A 16,049-nucleotide genomic window follows, 5' to 3' on the forward strand; every position below is an offset into this window, starting at 1 on the left:
ACAGCAAAAATAAAAGTAAAACGACAATAAAATACGGTTATTCCTTCCAAATCTCTTCTTTCTGCTTCTTTACAATAAAAATCGAAGAGAGTAAGATAACACCTATAATTCATAGATACATGAATCGCTGAATCCGTTATGGAGCGGGGGAACCAATATTGTAACCATTTTGTTACTTGGGGTGAATCCTTAAATAGGAGGGGCTACTCTCATAGTCCCAACCCGACAGCTAACCTCGTAAGCGTTTTGGGAGGGATGTGGAGCGCGCTGTGCAACCGTTAAGGACATCCTTGACGGTTTTTTGCGTTTTTGGGAATTCTATGTGTAAGCATAAAAAGTTCATGAGAAATTGATCGTTAAAAGGAGTAGAAATAATGGCGTCATTAAAACGTTTATTAATTGGTTCGCCGATGGAGACGAAGCGGCTGAAGCATGAGAAATTGCCGAAATGGAAAGCGTTGGCTGTATTCTCATCTGATGCTCTATCATCGGTTGCGTATGCAACAGAGGAAATTTTGCTTGTGCTGATGTTGTTAGGAACGAGCGTGTTTTTCTATTCGTTGCCGATTGCGTTAGCGATTATAGTACTGCTTTTGGTTGTCACACTATCTTATCGGCAAATTATTTATGCCTTCCCTTCAGGCGGGGGCGCCTATGTGGTGGCGCGGGATCATTTGGGCACGACGACAAGCTTGGTCGCTGGTGCAGCGCTCATGATTGATTACGTTCTTACGGTGGCTGTTAGCATTAGCTCTGGTGTTGCGGCGCTTACATCGGCTTTTCCCGCTTTGCTTTCTTGGAAAGTCGAAATCGCCGTACTTCTTGTGCTATTGCTTATGATTTTAAATCTTCGCGGCATTACAGAATCCGCCACTGTCTTTGCGTATCCGACGTATTTGTTTATTATTTCTGTACTTGTGTTAATAGCTGTTGGCGGATGGCAGCTTTGGCATGAAGGGTGGAACGGATTTAATCATAAAGAGCATGCTTCTTTTGAACATTTCTTTACATCTGGATATAGCATGTTTATTTTGTTTCGAGCGTTTGCATCCGGATGTTCAGCTATGACAGGAGTAGAGGCCATTAGTAACGGCGTTCCCTCCTTTAAGCCGGATTGCTCCAAAAATGCGGCGCTTACGATGGGATGGATGTCTGTTTTATTGGGGACGATGTTTTTAGGGATAACGATTTTAGCTACAGGTTTTGGGGTAACACCTGTAGAGCATAAAACCGTTATTTCACAGATCGGCCATCATGTGTTTGGCAACAGCCTACTCTTTTATTTATTTCAGCTGATTACGATGCTTATTTTAGTTTTGGCGGCGAATACAAGCTTTGCTGGGTTTCCGCAGCTGGCATCCATTATTGCAAATGATCGATTTTTGCCAAGAAGTTTAGCAGCACGAGGAGATCGTCTAGTGTTTTCAAACGGTATTATTTTGCTTAGCGTATTAGCGATTCTTTTAATCATCTTGTTCCAGGGAGAAACTCATTCACTCATTCCACTTTACGCTGTTGGGGTTTTCCTCTCCTTTACGATAGGCCAGGGAGGAATGGTGAAAAAATTATGGAAGGATAAGAAGCGTGCTACTACATTAGCTATGACGATGGCGGGTATGATCGCAACAGGATTGGTAACGATTATTACGATTGTGGCTAAGTTCACGCAAGGAGCATGGCTTGTGATCTTGTCTATTCCGCTTCTCGTCATGATGTTTTACCGAATTCGTTCTCACTACGATAATCTGGGCGAACAGTTAAAGCTTGATGAGCAAGAATGGGAGAGCCGAGAAAAGGTGATGAAACCAAAAGTGGTCATTCCGATTTCAGGAGTGAGTAAACTGGTAGCCCAGTCAATTCAATATGCGAGAAGTATTTCTGGGGATATTACCGCTATCTCCATTGTCTTTCATGAGGAAGAGGAGCAAAAGCTGCGTGCGAAATGGGAGAGATTTTATCCAAATATTGAATTAAAGGTCATTTATTCACCATATCGGACGATTCTTTCACCGATGCTCGACTATATTAGCCAACTGGAAAAAGAGACAATGGGAGCTCCTATTACAATTTTAATGCCGCAATTCATTGTGAAAAAATGGTGGCATACGCTGTTGCATAACCAGACAGCCATTTTCTTGCGTTTCTTTTTGATTTTGAAAAAGGATATTGTCATTGCTACATTGCCATATCACTTAAAAGAATAGCTGCAGGAAATGTCGAGGCAGGGAAAAATATTTCCCCGGAAATCGAACAGTGTCGAATATGGTATATAGAGCATGAACGAGTTTCCCTTGCGATTGGTGATGCATATAGTATCGCAGGGGGAACGAACAATGCTAAAATATGTATCTATGGTGATGTTGGCTTTAGCGGTAAGCCTAGATAGCTTGAGTGTTGGCGTGACATATGGGCTGCGGAAGATGAAGTTCCCGCTCTCATCCATGATTGTCATTGCTCTGTTTTCTGGCGCCATGCTGCTAGTATCCATGTACGTCGGAACATTTCTTATACCATGGCTGCCTGTTCGGGTCGAGCAATCGTTGGCTGCATTCATTTTAATTGCGCTAGGTGTATGGGCGATTTACAATGTATTAAAAAAGCGTGAAGATGAGCTTGAAGAGGCGATGTCTGAATCACCTGCCACTTCAAAAACAGTGAGAATATGGCGTGTTCATTTGAAGCGATTTGGGATTGTCATCCAAGTACTGAAGCGCCCTTCATTAGCCGATCTTGATGGATCAGGCAGCATCAGTGCAAAAGAAGCGATGCTCATCGGTTTCGCGTTATCAATGGATGCGTTCGGTGCCGGCCTAAGCGCTTCATTTCTTGGATATCAGCCGCTTGTTCTTGCTTTGCTCGTATCTGTCATGAACGTAGTCTTTATTCGTTTTGGCCTGAGAGCAGGCTACAAATTTTCGAATGTGAAAATCATGAAAAAAGCGACAATGGTCCCGGGAATGATTTTAATTTTTCTCGGGTTGATGAAAATGTTTGTGTAGCCTAAAAAATCCTAAAGGCCTTGCTTGCCTTTAGGATTTTTTGAATCTTGCTTTTGGAGAGCATAAGTGTTCCGTTATATTTATCCATCGTAGAAATCGGATGGAGCGAATAGTTTTCGGAAAAGAAAGTCATGGATTTTTTCGGCACCCGAAAGCAAACGTTAACCTGTTTTTGCTAACCAAATATGTAAAAGAGCCATAGGCAACGCGCTGTTTCATAATGAACGCGGTATTGCCCGAACATTCGCTTGCTTAAAATCAGCCTGAATTTTACATGTTTAAAAGCTAAGTTTCGTTTGACTAACCTGCGGCTTCTTGAACATCATCCACCGAGAAGTCTCCCGTCTCTTAATAGAGTGGAGGAGTTTTTATTCGTTTGCTTGAATCCTTCTTTTGCCTTCGTTCGTAAACAAAATAGCATAATCATGAGGAGGGTAAAGTATGTTTAAGAAACTATTGTCGAAGCTCGGTGTGGACTCTGCAAAAGTGAATCTTATTTTACAGCAGCCCCATGTGCGACTTGGCGAAAAGATAGAAGGAGAGTTTATCATTGAAGGAGGAACGGTAGAACAGCATATCCGCAAACTCGATGTGGAACTGCATCTTATTGTACGTCATAACGGCCAAGAATATCGCCGCGCAGTAGCAGTCATTCCGGTTGCTCCGTCATTTACTGTGCATGCAGGAGAGAGAAAAGTATGGCCGTTTTCTTATATCGTTCCGCTTCATTTACCGATTACACGCTACAGCGTTGATTATATATTTGTTACACGTCTTGATATTGCTGATGGAGTCGATGCGATGGATAAAGATGCTGTGCGGATTTTGCCGCCAGCTCCATTGGAAAAGCTGTTTGCCGCATTGGACAAGCTCGATTTTCGGGAAAAAGCGGATTCTGGAAAAATCACTACGTATGGCCAGGAGTTTGCGTTTTTCCCAGTAGGAGAGTTTCGCGGCATCATTCAAGAAGTGGAATGTTTCGTTTTCTTTGAAGAACAGGGACTGCGCTTGCGGCTGGAAGTAGATGTGTTAAGCGGATCTTATGGCTATGGGGAGATAGAATTAAAACGGGATATCTTTTTCACATATGATGAAATGAATGAGGAAGAAGCCGTTATGCAAAAGCTTCGTTTATTATTGCAGGAAATGGTGCAACAGCCTCGTGTTCATCCCAGTGTCCATTCCGCTCCTTTTTATCCGCAGGCTGCTCCATACAGCTCTCATTCTGCACGTCATTCTCACGGAATGATGGGGGCGATTGGCGGATTTGCGGCCGGAATGCTTGCGGGCATGGTGGCGGAAGAACTGCTTGATGATGTCATAGACAATGCCTTTGATCTGGATGATGGAGTAGAAGATATCGTGGATGATTGGTTGGACGGAGATGATGATGGCGGCGATTGGCTGTGATGAACGGAACGGTACAGGTTCATTTTATGCTTTTCGCTTATTGATTGAAATGTGAACGCAAGTGGTGAGTGATTCATTAGCCCTTTGTCGTGTGGCTAGTGAATGGCGTATAATCTAGCCAAATGCACGTTCACCATGAATCAGAGAAGCGCTTGGCAGGAAAAGGGGACGGACGGCCAAGCGCTTTAACATCTAGAGAAATAAGCAAGCACGGTTATTTATGAACGGCGCCGCATTTTTTAGTGACGTTTTTCTCCATTTTTATATATATAGTAAATGGCGATGGGCCGATTGTTATGAGGTGGAGAAAAACATGAATACCGACATCCGCCATTTGGCATGGCATAAGACACTAGAGCTGCATGAATGAATGGGTGAATAAAAAAGCCATTTTGTTCAGTCTTCTGTTTCATAAATAACGTGGCAGGAGGGCAAGTCTATAGACTTGCCCTTTGTTATCGGTTTTACAAAGATGGCTTATGATGATAGGAATGCCAACCATGTTTTCGCTCAAACCATTCTTGGCTAACCACGTTTAATGAAGAATGGAAGCGTTTCGTGCCCCATTTCGCGCACATAGACAAACAGTTGGCCTTTATGGTGGATTTCGTGGTCCATGGCTGTTTGCAGAAATTGGGCAACAGAAAAAGGCGCGCCAAAAATTTTGGTTAGATCAAGCGTACGCTCAAAATCCTCATCTGTTAAAGATTCTAACAAGTTTTTTGTTTTTTCTGTGTACACTTCCGCTAGCTTACGAAGGTCGGTTTCATTTTCTTCGATTTTTTCAGTCAATACCCTCGGATTTCCTTCTTTCGCTGTTTGAGCGAACTGATAGAAGGTAAACAGCATATGGGTAGCCAGTTCCTTTGCCGACATAGAAGTTGGCGCCGGCTTGTAATCGTAACGTTCAGGCTCAATTTTTTGAATGAGTTCGACCGTTACGTGGCGATGTGATAAAAAGTATTGGACAAATTGCTGAGCGCGGCTCATAAACAGTCTCTCCTTTGATCATCAAATTTTTCCTAGCCTTATGTTAAAATGAAAATCAGTTTTTTGCAAAAAATAGGTTTTCGATTGGGCTCATTTGGCTTGGAAATAAGGGGATGCTCTTTGTTTCGTTGACCGGCTATGTGTTTTGGTTAGGGGAATTTTGCCTTTGTTCGTTCGTAACACGCAAGGATTGATCATGGAATCTGCAGCTTTTTCACAAAAGCGGTTTTACACGGTGTTCATCCTTCTGATTGTATGGATCTGGGATTGGATGTGCAAGGTTTGCCTGCTTAGGAAAAGGCTCAGACAAAAGGTTAGTTTTTAAAAAACACATGGCGATCGTTTGCTGAGTTTTGCCATCTAAATGGAGGAGGATGCGGAATGAAGATACATATCGTTTTTAGCAAGCAACGGCAGGAGGACTAGAAGTGGCGAGATTGAAATAACGGGAGTATATTTAAGAGGAGTGAAATATAAGCAGGGCGCTGCGGGGATTTACAGAGGAATCCTTGATCCCCGCAACATTTCTGCTTATCATCGAGACAGCAGCTGCTTTTTCAAAGGAATGCGGCATTCTGCAATCGGTTTGACGATACGAATGACGGGTCTGCTTCCCAGTAAAAATATCAGGGCTATTGAAATAATGATTAGTAACGGATAGCCGTTAATTTTAGCAATGATATCCGGAAAAGGCGTCGCGTCGTGCAAATATTTTAAAATAAACCCATGCAAAATATACACATAGAACGTTCTCGTCCCAAGCGTAGAAATGGTCAACTTTCTTTCCGGAATCAGTGCCAGAAAACAAAACGTCATGAAAAAGCTAGCCATATACAGAAGCAGCTTAAAGAGAACGCCTGTTTCCTCGCTGACGCCTAAGGTCGTGTAGGATTTGGAACCGTACAACCATTCTGCAGATGAGCTAGGAGCCATCCAGTAAATGACCAGAAAAGCGCATAATAAAGCGACTCCTGCTGCGAGGCGAAAGCGCTTTTCCAACAGAATCGAAAAATGCTTCTTTTTCAGCAAAAAGCCAAATAAGAAAAACGGAAAAAACGTAAATGTACGAGACAAGCTTAAAAACTTTTCCACATCGGTAAATCCGATAAGAATCCCTAGCAATATGGTTAAACCAATCGAATAGATTTTCGGCAGCTTCGCGAAAAGATACAGCATCACATTCCACGTAAACAAGCTTAATAAAAACCATAGTCCCCAATGCGGAACAAGAAAATCTAAAGAAAGATCGTCTTGTTCATACAAGAAGGCATAGTAAAGGGAATAAATCAGCTGGAAAACAAAATACGGAAGCAGAATTTTCTTGGCCATCTTTTTTAAATAGCCTTTTTTATGGAAGTTTTTTGAGAAATATCCTGAAATCAAAACAAACGCCGGCATATGAAATAAGAAAATCCAAACATACACACTATGGACCAATTCGTTTTTTTCGATATACGGACGCAGAAAATGTCCTAAAACCACCAAAAAAATCAGAAAGAGTTTCGCATTATCAAAATAATAATCTCGCTCTTTCATTTTTTCCTCCCAATCCATATTTTTATTGAAGATGTACGGCATAGGTTCATCATATAAAACCTATTCTAACATAAATTTTTACAAAGAAACTGTGCATTTGCTTCTAGGAAGAATGTGCTAAATGATTCATGCAACTTGGAAAATAGACAAAATTTCGGAATAATGTGGTACTTCTGTACTGTAAAAACAGAATATCTTTTGCTTGATGGCTACCCGTCATTTTCATGGCAGTGAGAGGTTGGATGATTTCGAGCTTTGTCACGCGAATACATAATGAAGGCAAGTCTACAGAAAGATTTTTGATTGTCAAGTTTCCAGCGCAAGGATCTTCTAACGACAGATGTGTTGGTGATCCAATAAGAATCAATGGCCATCGCTTTTGTTAAGTCCGATCAGTCTGTATTTTTTAGTAAAATAAAGTACAATCCACCCTTGTGATATGCATATTCGATCAAATGCTCAACTGTTCTAGGCATGTATTCTCTTTTGCAAAGCCCTGTTTGGCTGCTTTCATGACTCTTCTTTAACGCTCCATTAAGTTTCAATTTTTAATGTATCAGCCTTCATTATTATTTCTCCCTTGGCCCAGTTACAAATAGAGACTGTTAACTCAAATGAGATAGGAGCAGAAATGAAGTTAACAGCAAAAATTGTAAAAGACGATTCTGAAATGAAAGCAGTGGAAGCAAGAGAGAATAAAAACACGTACATCGCTACTTAACTATAAAAAACAGATGGATGGACTATTGAAATATATGATTTGAACGGGTTTAAGTCTTCAGTCGATACATTTATGAGTAATAAAGTCAAATGGCAGCTAAAGTGGGCAGTGGAGTTATTGGCTTTGTCGTTACATTATATCTAGCGCCAGAACCTACGTGGTCCAAAATATTAGCGGGTTTATTAACTGAAGACTCAGCTTCAATTGCTTATGCAGAAGGTAAAGCCATATAGAATGCGTATATGGATTCCAAATATTACTTGGCAAGAGTGAAGGTTTAGCATATATACAGGAGTAAGGGGGGATTTGGTATGTGGATAGAAATAACAATACTTCCTATATTGTTCCCCCCTTATTCGATCATAGCGGTACAGAAAGTCCGAGCCGGAAGCTTCTCTCTTTTACTTACCGTTTGGATGTTTTTAGCTTTTGGCGGAATCATTGTTTACCTTATAATCTGGCATCTCTATTTAACAGGAGACATAAATCGGCTTCCTGCTCATAAATGACCATTCCGATGATGTCGGGGGGCGAAAGAAGTGTCACTGCTGCAAAAACAGCCATACGTCATCGCTGCTGATCCTCCATTTTTCTCGACACCTTCGCTTTGGCCGTATTTGCGATCCGCTTTTTTTCTGTGACTCATTCGCCATATTCCCCTTATTCCGTTTGCCATTACCGGATCGTGCTGGTTGTTGTTATTGATCTCTTATCATTCTAAGTATATGCCGCCTAGCGGAGCCTTTCCGTTGGGGGGTTTTGAGTTGGGACGAATGAAAATATAGGTATTTTCCGCAATCAAAATTGTGGAAAATACGGATGTTTTTTCTCATTTTATTTGATAGATTAAAAGCAAGAGTTGTAAATCTTGAAAAAGACAGGAGAACGATAGGGGGGATTCGAAATTGTAAAAAACGATTGAAATTTGGGGGGAAATTGAAAAAAGAGAGTTTTTTGGATTTAAGTAATATTGTTTTGGTGAAGTAATTATATAAAACGGATTTAATTTTTCGACATGGAGCGTAGGCGATGCCTACCCGACACAATACGTGATTGGACCTTTTGGAAATCTCGCTCAAAAACGAGTTCATGGCTTCTTCGATTGAAGAACGGGCCGGATGAAAACAATTCGCAATCACCGTTTCTTTAAGCCATCTCTATCATCGCTCAATGGGGGTTAAATCCGGTGAATAAGGCGGTAAATCAATTAACAAAATCCGTTCGTTCTTCGCAAGAAAATCCTGAATGAGTTGGGAATGATGAATGGTGGCATTGTCGACGACCACGGTAGTCAACTTCTCTTTGTAATGATTCGCCATCAACTGAAGAAACGACAAAAATTCCCCCTGTTTACAAGACGAGAAGGTTTTGGTGCAACACTTCTCTCGTTATCGCGTTCAGCGCACCAAATAAGGTCACACTCGCATGATGTCCATACGTGAGCACTTGTTTTTGTTTGCCTATTTCTGACCATGTGGCATGAAGACTTTGATAAGTGCGAATATGCGTCTCATCTTGATACAGGAGGATCATGTTATGATTCAGAAGTTTTTTTATTAGGTCGATTTCCTGTTGAAACTCCTGTTGTTTTTCTGGATCCGCTTTGGCCAACACATAGGTTGGTGAGTATCGCTCAAACGTAACCACCAAAGTATACGTAAAATCCCTGTACCACTCATCTCTATACCATAGGTACGGCGCACATTCTCACGAATGATCGGTGTCGTCCGCCCAATCGATAAGATAATCAGAAAGGGACGTAGCTAGAATGACTTGCTTGAGTTCGTTTTGTCGTTCGGCTGTTAAAAAGCAGGAGGGTCCCAGTCCGCATTTTCGCTCTAATAAGGCCTCTATTCCCTCTTTATGAAACTTTTTAACGTAAGTAGCCACGGATTGACGATAAGGATGACATAAATGAGCGATTTCTTTTCCAGTATAACCTTTCATGACAAGACGAACCGCTGTAATACGCAGACGTAAGTGAACATGGTCTTGTTATTTCTCGAACTTTCGTCAATCAGTGGGTGTAAGACCATGAGTAATCATAAGACGTGCCATAGTTTCTTCTGCTCCTTCGTTCTTAAGTTCTAACTATAGAGTATGGACAGGAACGAAGAATGATAATCCAATCAGGTCGAAACAGTTAATCAGCTATATATAGAAGTTAAGATGACTAAATACTGTAAATTAAAATTAACTTCTTTCGGCATTCGGAGGTGGAAGATCAGTGTAGGTACAGAGAGCTCCATTTTTAATTTGTCCATAATAAATAAAAAAGGAGGATATTTTTGTGAAGAATAAATATCTTAGTATTTTTGTACTTGCATTCCTTTTTCTGATTTTATCCCCTGCATTTGCATCGGCATCAACACACAATAATAAGTCCCATGATTATGAGGTTCATGTCGTTTATTATGCTTCCGGGGGGGGGTACTGGTTCCTTTTACAGTTGGTACGGATATAACAATGAACATAACAGTTAGTTATCCAGGGAAGATTATTACGTATGAAGATATATATGCATATATTGTTAATGGAGCTCTCTTTCCATTCAAATGTAGTTTAAATGTAGGTACTATTAAATATTATAAAGATGATTCCTACTGGTCAACCCATTCCCTTCCTTATGTAGGTAGTTACATTGCAGATCCTAATAATATAACAGGTTTTAGATACGGAAAGCCCAATACCGATTTAGTTGATAGTAGTACCTATAAGGCAATAGGAGCTGTAACATATAGTAGTTCAAGTACAACTCCTATGTCATTTGTTGTTGATACTACTGAAGGAGTGGTGGATTAATTTTATGGAAAAATCAAAACGAATAAAGTTAATACAACTTACACTTATTGTAGGATTGTGTATTGTAGGATTAAGTTTTTCAAGTGTTTTTCATCATTCTTCACATGTAAAAGCTGAAAGGGAATCTCTAAATCAAAACGCGTATCTTTATTTAAAACTAGAGCACAAAAAAATAAAGGAACAGGCTGTAAAGCCTTTTCTAAAAATTAATGGGAAATCTTTTACTAATAAAGAGTTTAACGAGTTCCAGATAAGCAGAAATATTGTAGAATTAAATAACGGAAATTCATTATTAAGTGATGAACAAATAAAAGATGAGTTTATTCAAAATGCTGTGTTAGAAGAAGAGGCTGAAAAACAAAATATTGTTGTTGATGAAAGTGAAGCAGAAAAATTTACAAAACAAATGCGTCAAATATTGGAACAATCTTCTGACGAATATGCAATACAGTTTCTCCAAGACTATCTTTCGGCATTAGGTATCTCTGAAAACGAATATTGGAATCAGTATGCTGTGTTAGCATATAAAAAAGCTTTAAAAATCAGCAAATTGAAACAACAGTTTTTTAATGAACGAAAAGCTAAAACTAAAGATGTTAATATTGATGAACTACAAAAGGCTTGGGAAAAATATCAGAAGGATTTGGTAAAAAAATCAAAAGTAGAATTTATTCAAGGATCAATATCGGAAGAAAGGAAGTGATGAATATTAAGGATATCCACGAAACACAATCTATGGAGAAAGCCCATAATACGGAGAATGATGAAATCTTTTCTTCAATCGAGGATTTACAAAATATAGTATCGGGAGGGAAATTGAAAAGAAGCAGCCTTAATTTTAAGATTTATCCTAAATGGATTAAATATGTAGGGTATTTTATAGTTGTAAGTATTATTCTTATGCCCTTGATTCTATTAATTCTTAATTTATTGATTTAACGTGAAGGACCTTGGGATTTCAATGGTGTATGAAATTTTGTATTTAGAATGCTGCTAGGGCAAAAGAGAAAAGGTAGGTATTCTCTAATTTAGGTCACCCATGGTGTTAGCTGGACATGACAGGCACATGATCGATCCCACTTGATCCTCAACATTTGCCCCCAAGTAAATCGATTGGATCTGGCACCACGAGTTTTAGTCCAAAAATCTTAAGGAAAGGAGAATCCTACCTAATTTTAAACTTCCCATCAAAAGAAGCCTCCAACTTCTGAATGAAAGGAAAGTTGGAGATGAAGTTTGGTAGGCGCATAGTAAAGTCATTTCTCTCGATTTTTTGTGATATAATCAGCCCAAGATAAAAGAACAGCTGTTTTTTATGAAATGAGGCTAGTCATTCAGTATTACCTCCTACTTACGATGCTCTTGTTCAAGTCGTAAAAGACCGCAGAAAAGAAATAAGCGCTCATGGAAACAAAATATATTTTTCCGGATAACGACCAATCTTACAAAACTGTCGTATCTAATCCTTTTAGGCCATTCTAGAAAAACACATTGCATTACTAATTAGATATAAACGAAGATACGGGAAAAATCAGGATTTCGACAATGCTGGTGATATCGAGAGCGTTCAGGAAATCGGTCGTTTGAAATAAACGTTCGACCATCAAAAAGTGCCAGGCTCATTCGAGGGAAGACCTAATTGCTTTCTCAAGACATATATGGCGATGATGATCTCATCGCCTTGCTTCAGCAATGGTGATGTCAGCGCTGTAAATACACTAGAATCACAGAAAATTTGATTGTCCAGCTACTCAGAAAGCTTGTATAAAGCTCTTGGGCAGTACAACGATTATTATTTTATGATTTAATATCCAGAAGAGCTCTCCCGTTACACGCATGTAAAGCAGTCCCAGCCTGTAAAGGGCCCTCTTCATGAAAATGGGCAGCTTTCCAATAGCCTTGTGATCGAATCTTCATGGAGCGCTGCGATCTCAGAAGCGTTGATTCAGAAATTACATAAAGGGGAATCTAGGTATAATCTGGTAATATTGGATCAAGAACGGTCGCCTATTCACATATTCAATGATGTTCAGTGGTATCAAACCTTTAGTAAAGATTTGAGTGGTACGGCGGACGAGGCGGGCATAGAATAAGATACATGGTGGAAAATGCTCTATTTTGCGCCGCATCGGCTTCCATTTTACCGAATGAATCATGTATAATATATATAAAAGATCTGTATAAATAAAATAAGGCCAAGGATGCTGCAACACCCTTGGCCCTGCAATAACACGGTTCCCTGCAAGGGGGATCAGCCATATGGGGAAATAGTCCACCGATGGGCTGCTAACTCAAGGGTGGGCTATTTCTTTTGGTGAAAGGATAGAATAGAAACGATTAAGCTTGCGAAAGCGATCGCAAACATTAACGCTTCAAACACCGTCATCGGCATCACCCCCTTTCTGAGGATAAAGGGGTTACATGCCGATCCACCCTTGAGTTCTCCCGTATTATTGCCTTTCTATTATACAATATATTTACAACTGTTGGAAACGGAAGATCGAGAAGATTGATGTTTTGTTTTGTAGAAATGTAGACAAGGGCCGTTTGATTTTTCGACATGGTTTACAGCAGTCCAACGACATGTGAAAGTACACGGCTGACCGTTGCCCTTTTGCCTCATGCTATGGGCAAAAACGCCAGCGAACACATGACATGTGTCTGATGAACATTCGCTGTTGGTTGGAAGTATGTCGGCGACCGCGGAAAAGCGGCGAATCAGATCGTTTTTACGGAGAGATACGGAGGAATCCATGTCTATTTTCAAGTTGTATTTATATAGATAATATTCTGCCCCTTGTTGATTTTTACGAAGTATACACAGAAGGGGCTTTGCGGCAAACGAAAAAAGATAGAATACTTGGTTAGCTAGAAAAAGAGGAAAAAATGGCCGAAGGGGCCTGTATCCCTTCGATAGATTGAATTAAATTAATCCTAGCTTGATCGCTTTGACAACGGCCCCTACTCTTGAATCGACATCAAGCTTTCGGATAATGGAAGATATGTGGTGTTCGACCGTCCGGCGGCTTATCTTTAGCTGCTCGCTAATTTCTGCATTGGTATGGTCTTCAGCAATCAGCCGAAGAATGGTTAATTCCATCTGAGTAAGAGGAGGGCTATAATGAGTTAATCGGTCGGTTGGAAACACTTTGATCCCTAGATAGCTTTGTTTAATAGCGTTAGCCAGTTCCAATGAGGAGTTCTCTTTTGTTACAAACGCATATGCTCCAGCCTCATAAGCAGCGTGAATGTATTCGTCATAATCGTATCCGGATAAAATGACGATTTTGCATGCTGGGTATGATCGGGTAATTTTCTTTGTCCACTCAATTCCGCTTTCTTCTTTCATTTTTATATCCATGACAATAACATCAGGATGATGCTTGCGTATTTCCTCTAGCAAGCCGGCAGGATTACAAATGGTGCCGACGATTTCGAAATCTGTTTTGTCCTCTAGCAATTTGCGAATTCCCTGCATCATGAGCAAGTGATCATCTACTAATAATACTCTGATTTTCATTTGACTCCTCCCCGTCTATTTCGATTGGCAGAGAAATGGATACACATGTTCCGGCTCCAGGTTCCGATTGGATGTTGAGAGTGCCTTTTAGCTGATTCACCCGTTTTTGGATCGTCACTAAGCCTAAATGGCGGTTTTGCAATAATGCTGATAAATGGTTGGGCATCTTAAATCCAACACCGTGATCTTTTACTTTAATATGAAGATCATGCTGTGTTTCCACAACGGAGACAAGAATGTCTTTTGATGACGAGTGTTTTATCGCATTGTAAACCAATTCCTTGATGATTCGAAATACTTGGGCAGAAAGAGCGACTGGGATGTTTTTTAGCTGTGAGCGATAGTCGATTTGTAAAATAACATTATAGTTCATTTCACATTTTCTTTTTAATAAAAAGAGGCTGCGCTTTAACCCTAAGTCTTCTATGACGGCAGGGTATAGCTCATGGCACATTTCTCTTATCTCAAAGATGCTGTTGCGAATCCCTTCTTCGATCTCTTTCAAAATATCTTTGTTGATGTTTTGACTTTTGTTGAGCCATTCAAGCTTATGAAGAAGCAGGATTAAATTTTGCAATATTTCATCATGAAGAAAATCAGACAGCTTCCTTTTTTCTTCTTCTTGCTCATTGAGCAACAGCCAATGAGACTGTTCGTGAATAAGCGACTCTTTCATAGCTTCCTTTAATTCGTTTTCAATTTGTTGCAATGTTGCGGAGCTAGCGAATAACTCCGTTGCATCGAGGCGAATTTTTTCAATCAGCTCTTGTTCTTCCTTTTCAAAAATGGTAGCCGTCGTTTTTTCGCTGATGATAATCCATCCTCGTATCGCATTTTCTATCTTCATAGGATAGAAGAAGATGCTTTTTCCATGGATATGCGCTTTGTTCGTGTGGTCTCTCTGATAGAGATATGACAGCAGCTGTGCATCGTCAAAAGGCAGGAAAATTCCTGTTCGGTGCAAAACAACGGGAGCGCTATCATTTTTCCATATTAGGCATACGCCGCTAACATGCAGGGTTTGATGAATTAAATCAGCAACCAGCTTGGCGCAATGCCCCAAATGCTGCCCATTCAGCAATTGCTGGAGAATCAGCAATTTTTCCTGTTGAACTTTTTGATGCTTAAGCTGCTATTTTTTCATTTTTAAAGGCTCCAACCATCTATTCATCAGACTATAAACAACGAAAGCACAGATGAGCAAAGTATTTAGTAAAAGCGCTGACGGTAAGCTGAAATCACTCAGTATCCATGACAATAAATTAAATACAAGCAAGCCCGAAAGAATAGCTAATAACTGAAAGCTGATTTTGCGCAAATGCTCTTGAAAGTCAATGATTTCTTGCTTGGTTAGTAAATAGGATATTGTGATTGGAAAAACGATGATGCTGCTTAAACTATAATGAAAAGGGATCCCAGGAAGCATAGGGAGCACATCAGGAATCAAGCTAAAAATGATAACAGGAACAAATGATAAAATAAGGCCAAAAATTAAAAGATACATTTGATTTTTCACCTTATCGGAATTCGAGCGAATATGTAAGAAACATAGAACGATGCAAGCGAGCAGCGAGATAATAATGTTGGCGACAATACATGGCCGCACCATCATTTGAATAATAGTGTCATGCTGTGCCCCAGCTAAAAAATAAAGAAATATGCTAAAAACCGCAATAAATAGTGTGGACGTTCGTACTTTCCGGAAAAACGCCGGTTTTGTAGACGAAGGGAAGTGTTCAAAAAATTTTAATAGATAGTAAGGTGCTAATGAAATGGAAAGAACCTCTACATCCTTTGCCAGTTTTATATTCCAACTGGAAGGAGTTGCTAAAGCAATGGCTAGCCCGCTAATCAGCATAAGGACTAGGAAATGCTGTACGACAACTGAATTTGGTTTTTGGGTATAGCTGTAAATTCCGATGAATAAAAAAGACATTCCTATAAATTCCATAAAATAACACCGTTGCTCAACATATTGATCATCCGCTATTGGCAATATATAGCAAAATATGATCACAGACATAAATATCATAACAAACTGTAGAGATCTTTGAGTCATACTATCCCTAAC

At 39.9% G+C, this 16,049-nt stretch carries 14 protein-coding genes and 1 riboswitch; of the genes, 5 read left to right on the plus strand and 9 right to left on the minus strand.

Features of this window, described 5'->3' with window-relative positions; genetic code table 11:
• The first annotated feature begins 115 nt into the window (after positions 1-115).
• Positions 116-259: riboswitch (cyclic di-AMP (ydaO/yuaA leader) on the plus strand.
• A 115-nt stretch (positions 260-374) separates the two neighbouring features.
• The 3 genes from GGQ95_RS15555 (at position 375) to GGQ95_RS15565 (ending at position 4,409) form a co-directional block, all read left to right on the plus strand.
• Positions 375-2,204 (plus strand): APC family permease, encoded by a 1,830-nt coding sequence (locus GGQ95_RS15555; protein ID WP_066148983.1) that lies wholly within the window; start codon positions 375-377, stop codon positions 2,202-2,204.
• A gap of 129 nt (positions 2,205-2,333) precedes the next feature.
• Entirely contained in the window at positions 2,334-2,999 is a 666-nt protein-coding gene (gene ytaF / locus GGQ95_RS15560; protein ID WP_066148984.1) for a sporulation membrane protein YtaF, read from the plus strand.
• Positions 3,000-3,440: 441 nt separating this feature from the next.
• Positions 3,441-4,409 carry a sporulation protein gene (locus GGQ95_RS15565; RefSeq protein WP_183187117.1) on the plus strand — a complete coding sequence of 323 codons (969 nt, stop codon included), beginning with the start codon at positions 3,441-3,443 and terminating at the stop codon, positions 4,407-4,409.
• Between the two features lie 525 nt (positions 4,410-4,934).
• Here GGQ95_RS15565 and GGQ95_RS15570 read toward each other — a convergent pair.
• From GGQ95_RS15570 to GGQ95_RS15590, 5 genes are all read right to left on the minus strand, one after another.
• The gene (locus GGQ95_RS15570; protein ID WP_066148986.1) at positions 4,935-5,399 is read right to left on the minus strand and encodes a DinB family protein; all 465 of its coding nucleotides are present in this window, start codon (positions 5,397-5,399) and stop codon (positions 4,935-4,937) included.
• 534 nt (positions 5,400-5,933) lie between these two features.
• Entirely contained in the window at positions 5,934-6,935 is a 1,002-nt protein-coding gene (locus GGQ95_RS15575; RefSeq protein ID WP_044742564.1) for an acyltransferase family protein, read from the minus strand.
• Between the two features lie 1,881 nt (positions 6,936-8,816).
• The gene (locus GGQ95_RS15580; RefSeq protein ID WP_159719240.1) at positions 8,817-8,993 is read right to left on the minus strand and encodes a transposase; all 177 of its coding nucleotides are present in this window, start codon (positions 8,991-8,993) and stop codon (positions 8,817-8,819) included.
• Positions 8,994-9,006: 13 nt separating this feature from the next.
• A complete protein-coding gene (locus GGQ95_RS18435) occupies positions 9,007-9,306 on the minus strand; it encodes a hypothetical protein (protein WP_236546382.1) in 300 nt (99 codons plus the stop codon).
• A 57-nt stretch (positions 9,307-9,363) separates the two neighbouring features.
• A complete protein-coding gene (locus tag GGQ95_RS15590; protein WP_370514195.1) occupies positions 9,364-9,630 on the minus strand; it encodes a helix-turn-helix domain-containing protein in 267 nt (88 codons plus the stop codon).
• Positions 9,631-10,122: 492 nt separating this feature from the next.
• On the opposite strand from GGQ95_RS15590, the gene GGQ95_RS15595 reads away from it, so the two are divergent.
• Together GGQ95_RS15595 and GGQ95_RS15600 are read left to right on the plus strand one after the other, a co-directional pair.
• The gene (locus GGQ95_RS15595) at positions 10,123-10,458 is read left to right on the plus strand and encodes a hypothetical protein (protein WP_183187118.1); all 336 of its coding nucleotides are present in this window, start codon (positions 10,123-10,125) and stop codon (positions 10,456-10,458) included.
• A 4-nt stretch (positions 10,459-10,462) separates the two neighbouring features.
• On the plus strand, positions 10,463-11,161 hold the full coding sequence (locus tag GGQ95_RS15600; protein ID WP_183187119.1) for a SurA N-terminal domain-containing protein: 699 nt from the start codon (positions 10,463-10,465) through the stop codon (positions 11,159-11,161).
• Between the two features lie 1,599 nt (positions 11,162-12,760).
• Here GGQ95_RS15600 and GGQ95_RS18890 read toward each other — a convergent pair.
• The 4 genes from GGQ95_RS18890 to GGQ95_RS18445 all read right to left on the minus strand — a co-directional run bounded on the left by GGQ95_RS18890 (position 12,761) and on the right by GGQ95_RS18445 (position 15,914).
• The gene (locus tag GGQ95_RS18890) at positions 12,761-12,850 is read right to left on the minus strand and encodes a putative holin-like toxin (RefSeq protein ID WP_221212134.1); all 90 of its coding nucleotides are present in this window, start codon (positions 12,848-12,850) and stop codon (positions 12,761-12,763) included.
• Positions 12,851-13,381: 531 nt separating this feature from the next.
• Entirely contained in the window at positions 13,382-13,978 is a 597-nt protein-coding gene (locus GGQ95_RS15605; RefSeq protein WP_082063503.1) for a response regulator transcription factor, read from the minus strand.
• Positions 13,950-15,077, minus strand: coding sequence for a sensor histidine kinase (locus tag GGQ95_RS18440; protein ID WP_244963769.1), 1,128 nt, complete (start codon positions 15,075-15,077; stop codon positions 13,950-13,952). The genes GGQ95_RS15605 and GGQ95_RS18440 overlap by 29 nt, the downstream gene beginning before the upstream one ends.
• A 33-nt stretch (positions 15,078-15,110) precedes the next feature.
• A complete protein-coding gene (locus GGQ95_RS18445; RefSeq protein ID WP_244963770.1) occupies positions 15,111-15,914 on the minus strand; it encodes a hypothetical protein in 804 nt (267 codons plus the stop codon).
• Positions 15,915-16,049: the final 135 nt, after the last annotated feature.

The sequence above is a fragment of the Anoxybacteroides rupiense genome (genome assembly GCF_014196195.1).
Taxonomy (GTDB): Bacteria; Bacillota; Bacilli; order Bacillales; family Anoxybacillaceae; genus Anoxybacteroides; species Anoxybacteroides rupiense.

Bases quoted from the DNA above. Each gene is read 5' to 3' on its own strand.
- GGQ95_RS15555 (WP_066148983.1), top strand. From the start codon at position 375: ATGGCGTCATTAAAACGTTTATTAATTGGTTCGCCGATGGAGACGAAG.
- ytaF (WP_066148984.1), top strand. From the start codon at position 2,334: ATGCTAAAATATGTATCTATGGTGATGTTGGCTTTAGCGGTAAGCCTA.
- GGQ95_RS15565 (WP_183187117.1), top strand. From the start codon at position 3,441: ATGTTTAAGAAACTATTGTCGAAGCTCGGTGTGGACTCTGCAAAAGTG.
- GGQ95_RS15570 (WP_066148986.1), bottom strand. From the start codon at position 5,399: ATGAGCCGCGCTCAGCAATTTGTCCAATACTTTTTATCACATCGCCAC.
- GGQ95_RS15575 (WP_044742564.1), bottom strand. From the start codon at position 6,935: ATGAAAGAGCGAGATTATTATTTTGATAATGCGAAACTCTTTCTGATT.
- GGQ95_RS15595 (WP_183187118.1), top strand. From the start codon at position 10,123: ATGAACATAACAGTTAGTTATCCAGGGAAGATTATTACGTATGAAGAT.
- GGQ95_RS15600 (WP_183187119.1), top strand. From the start codon at position 10,463: ATGGAAAAATCAAAACGAATAAAGTTAATACAACTTACACTTATTGTA.
- GGQ95_RS18890 (WP_221212134.1), bottom strand. From the start codon at position 12,850: ATGCCGATGACGGTGTTTGAAGCGTTAATGTTTGCGATCGCTTTCGCA.
- GGQ95_RS15605 (WP_082063503.1), bottom strand. From the start codon at position 13,978: ATGAAAATCAGAGTATTATTAGTAGATGATCACTTGCTCATGATGCAG.
- GGQ95_RS18445 (WP_244963770.1), bottom strand. From the start codon at position 15,914: ATGTCTTTTTTATTCATCGGAATTTACAGCTATACCCAAAAACCAAAT.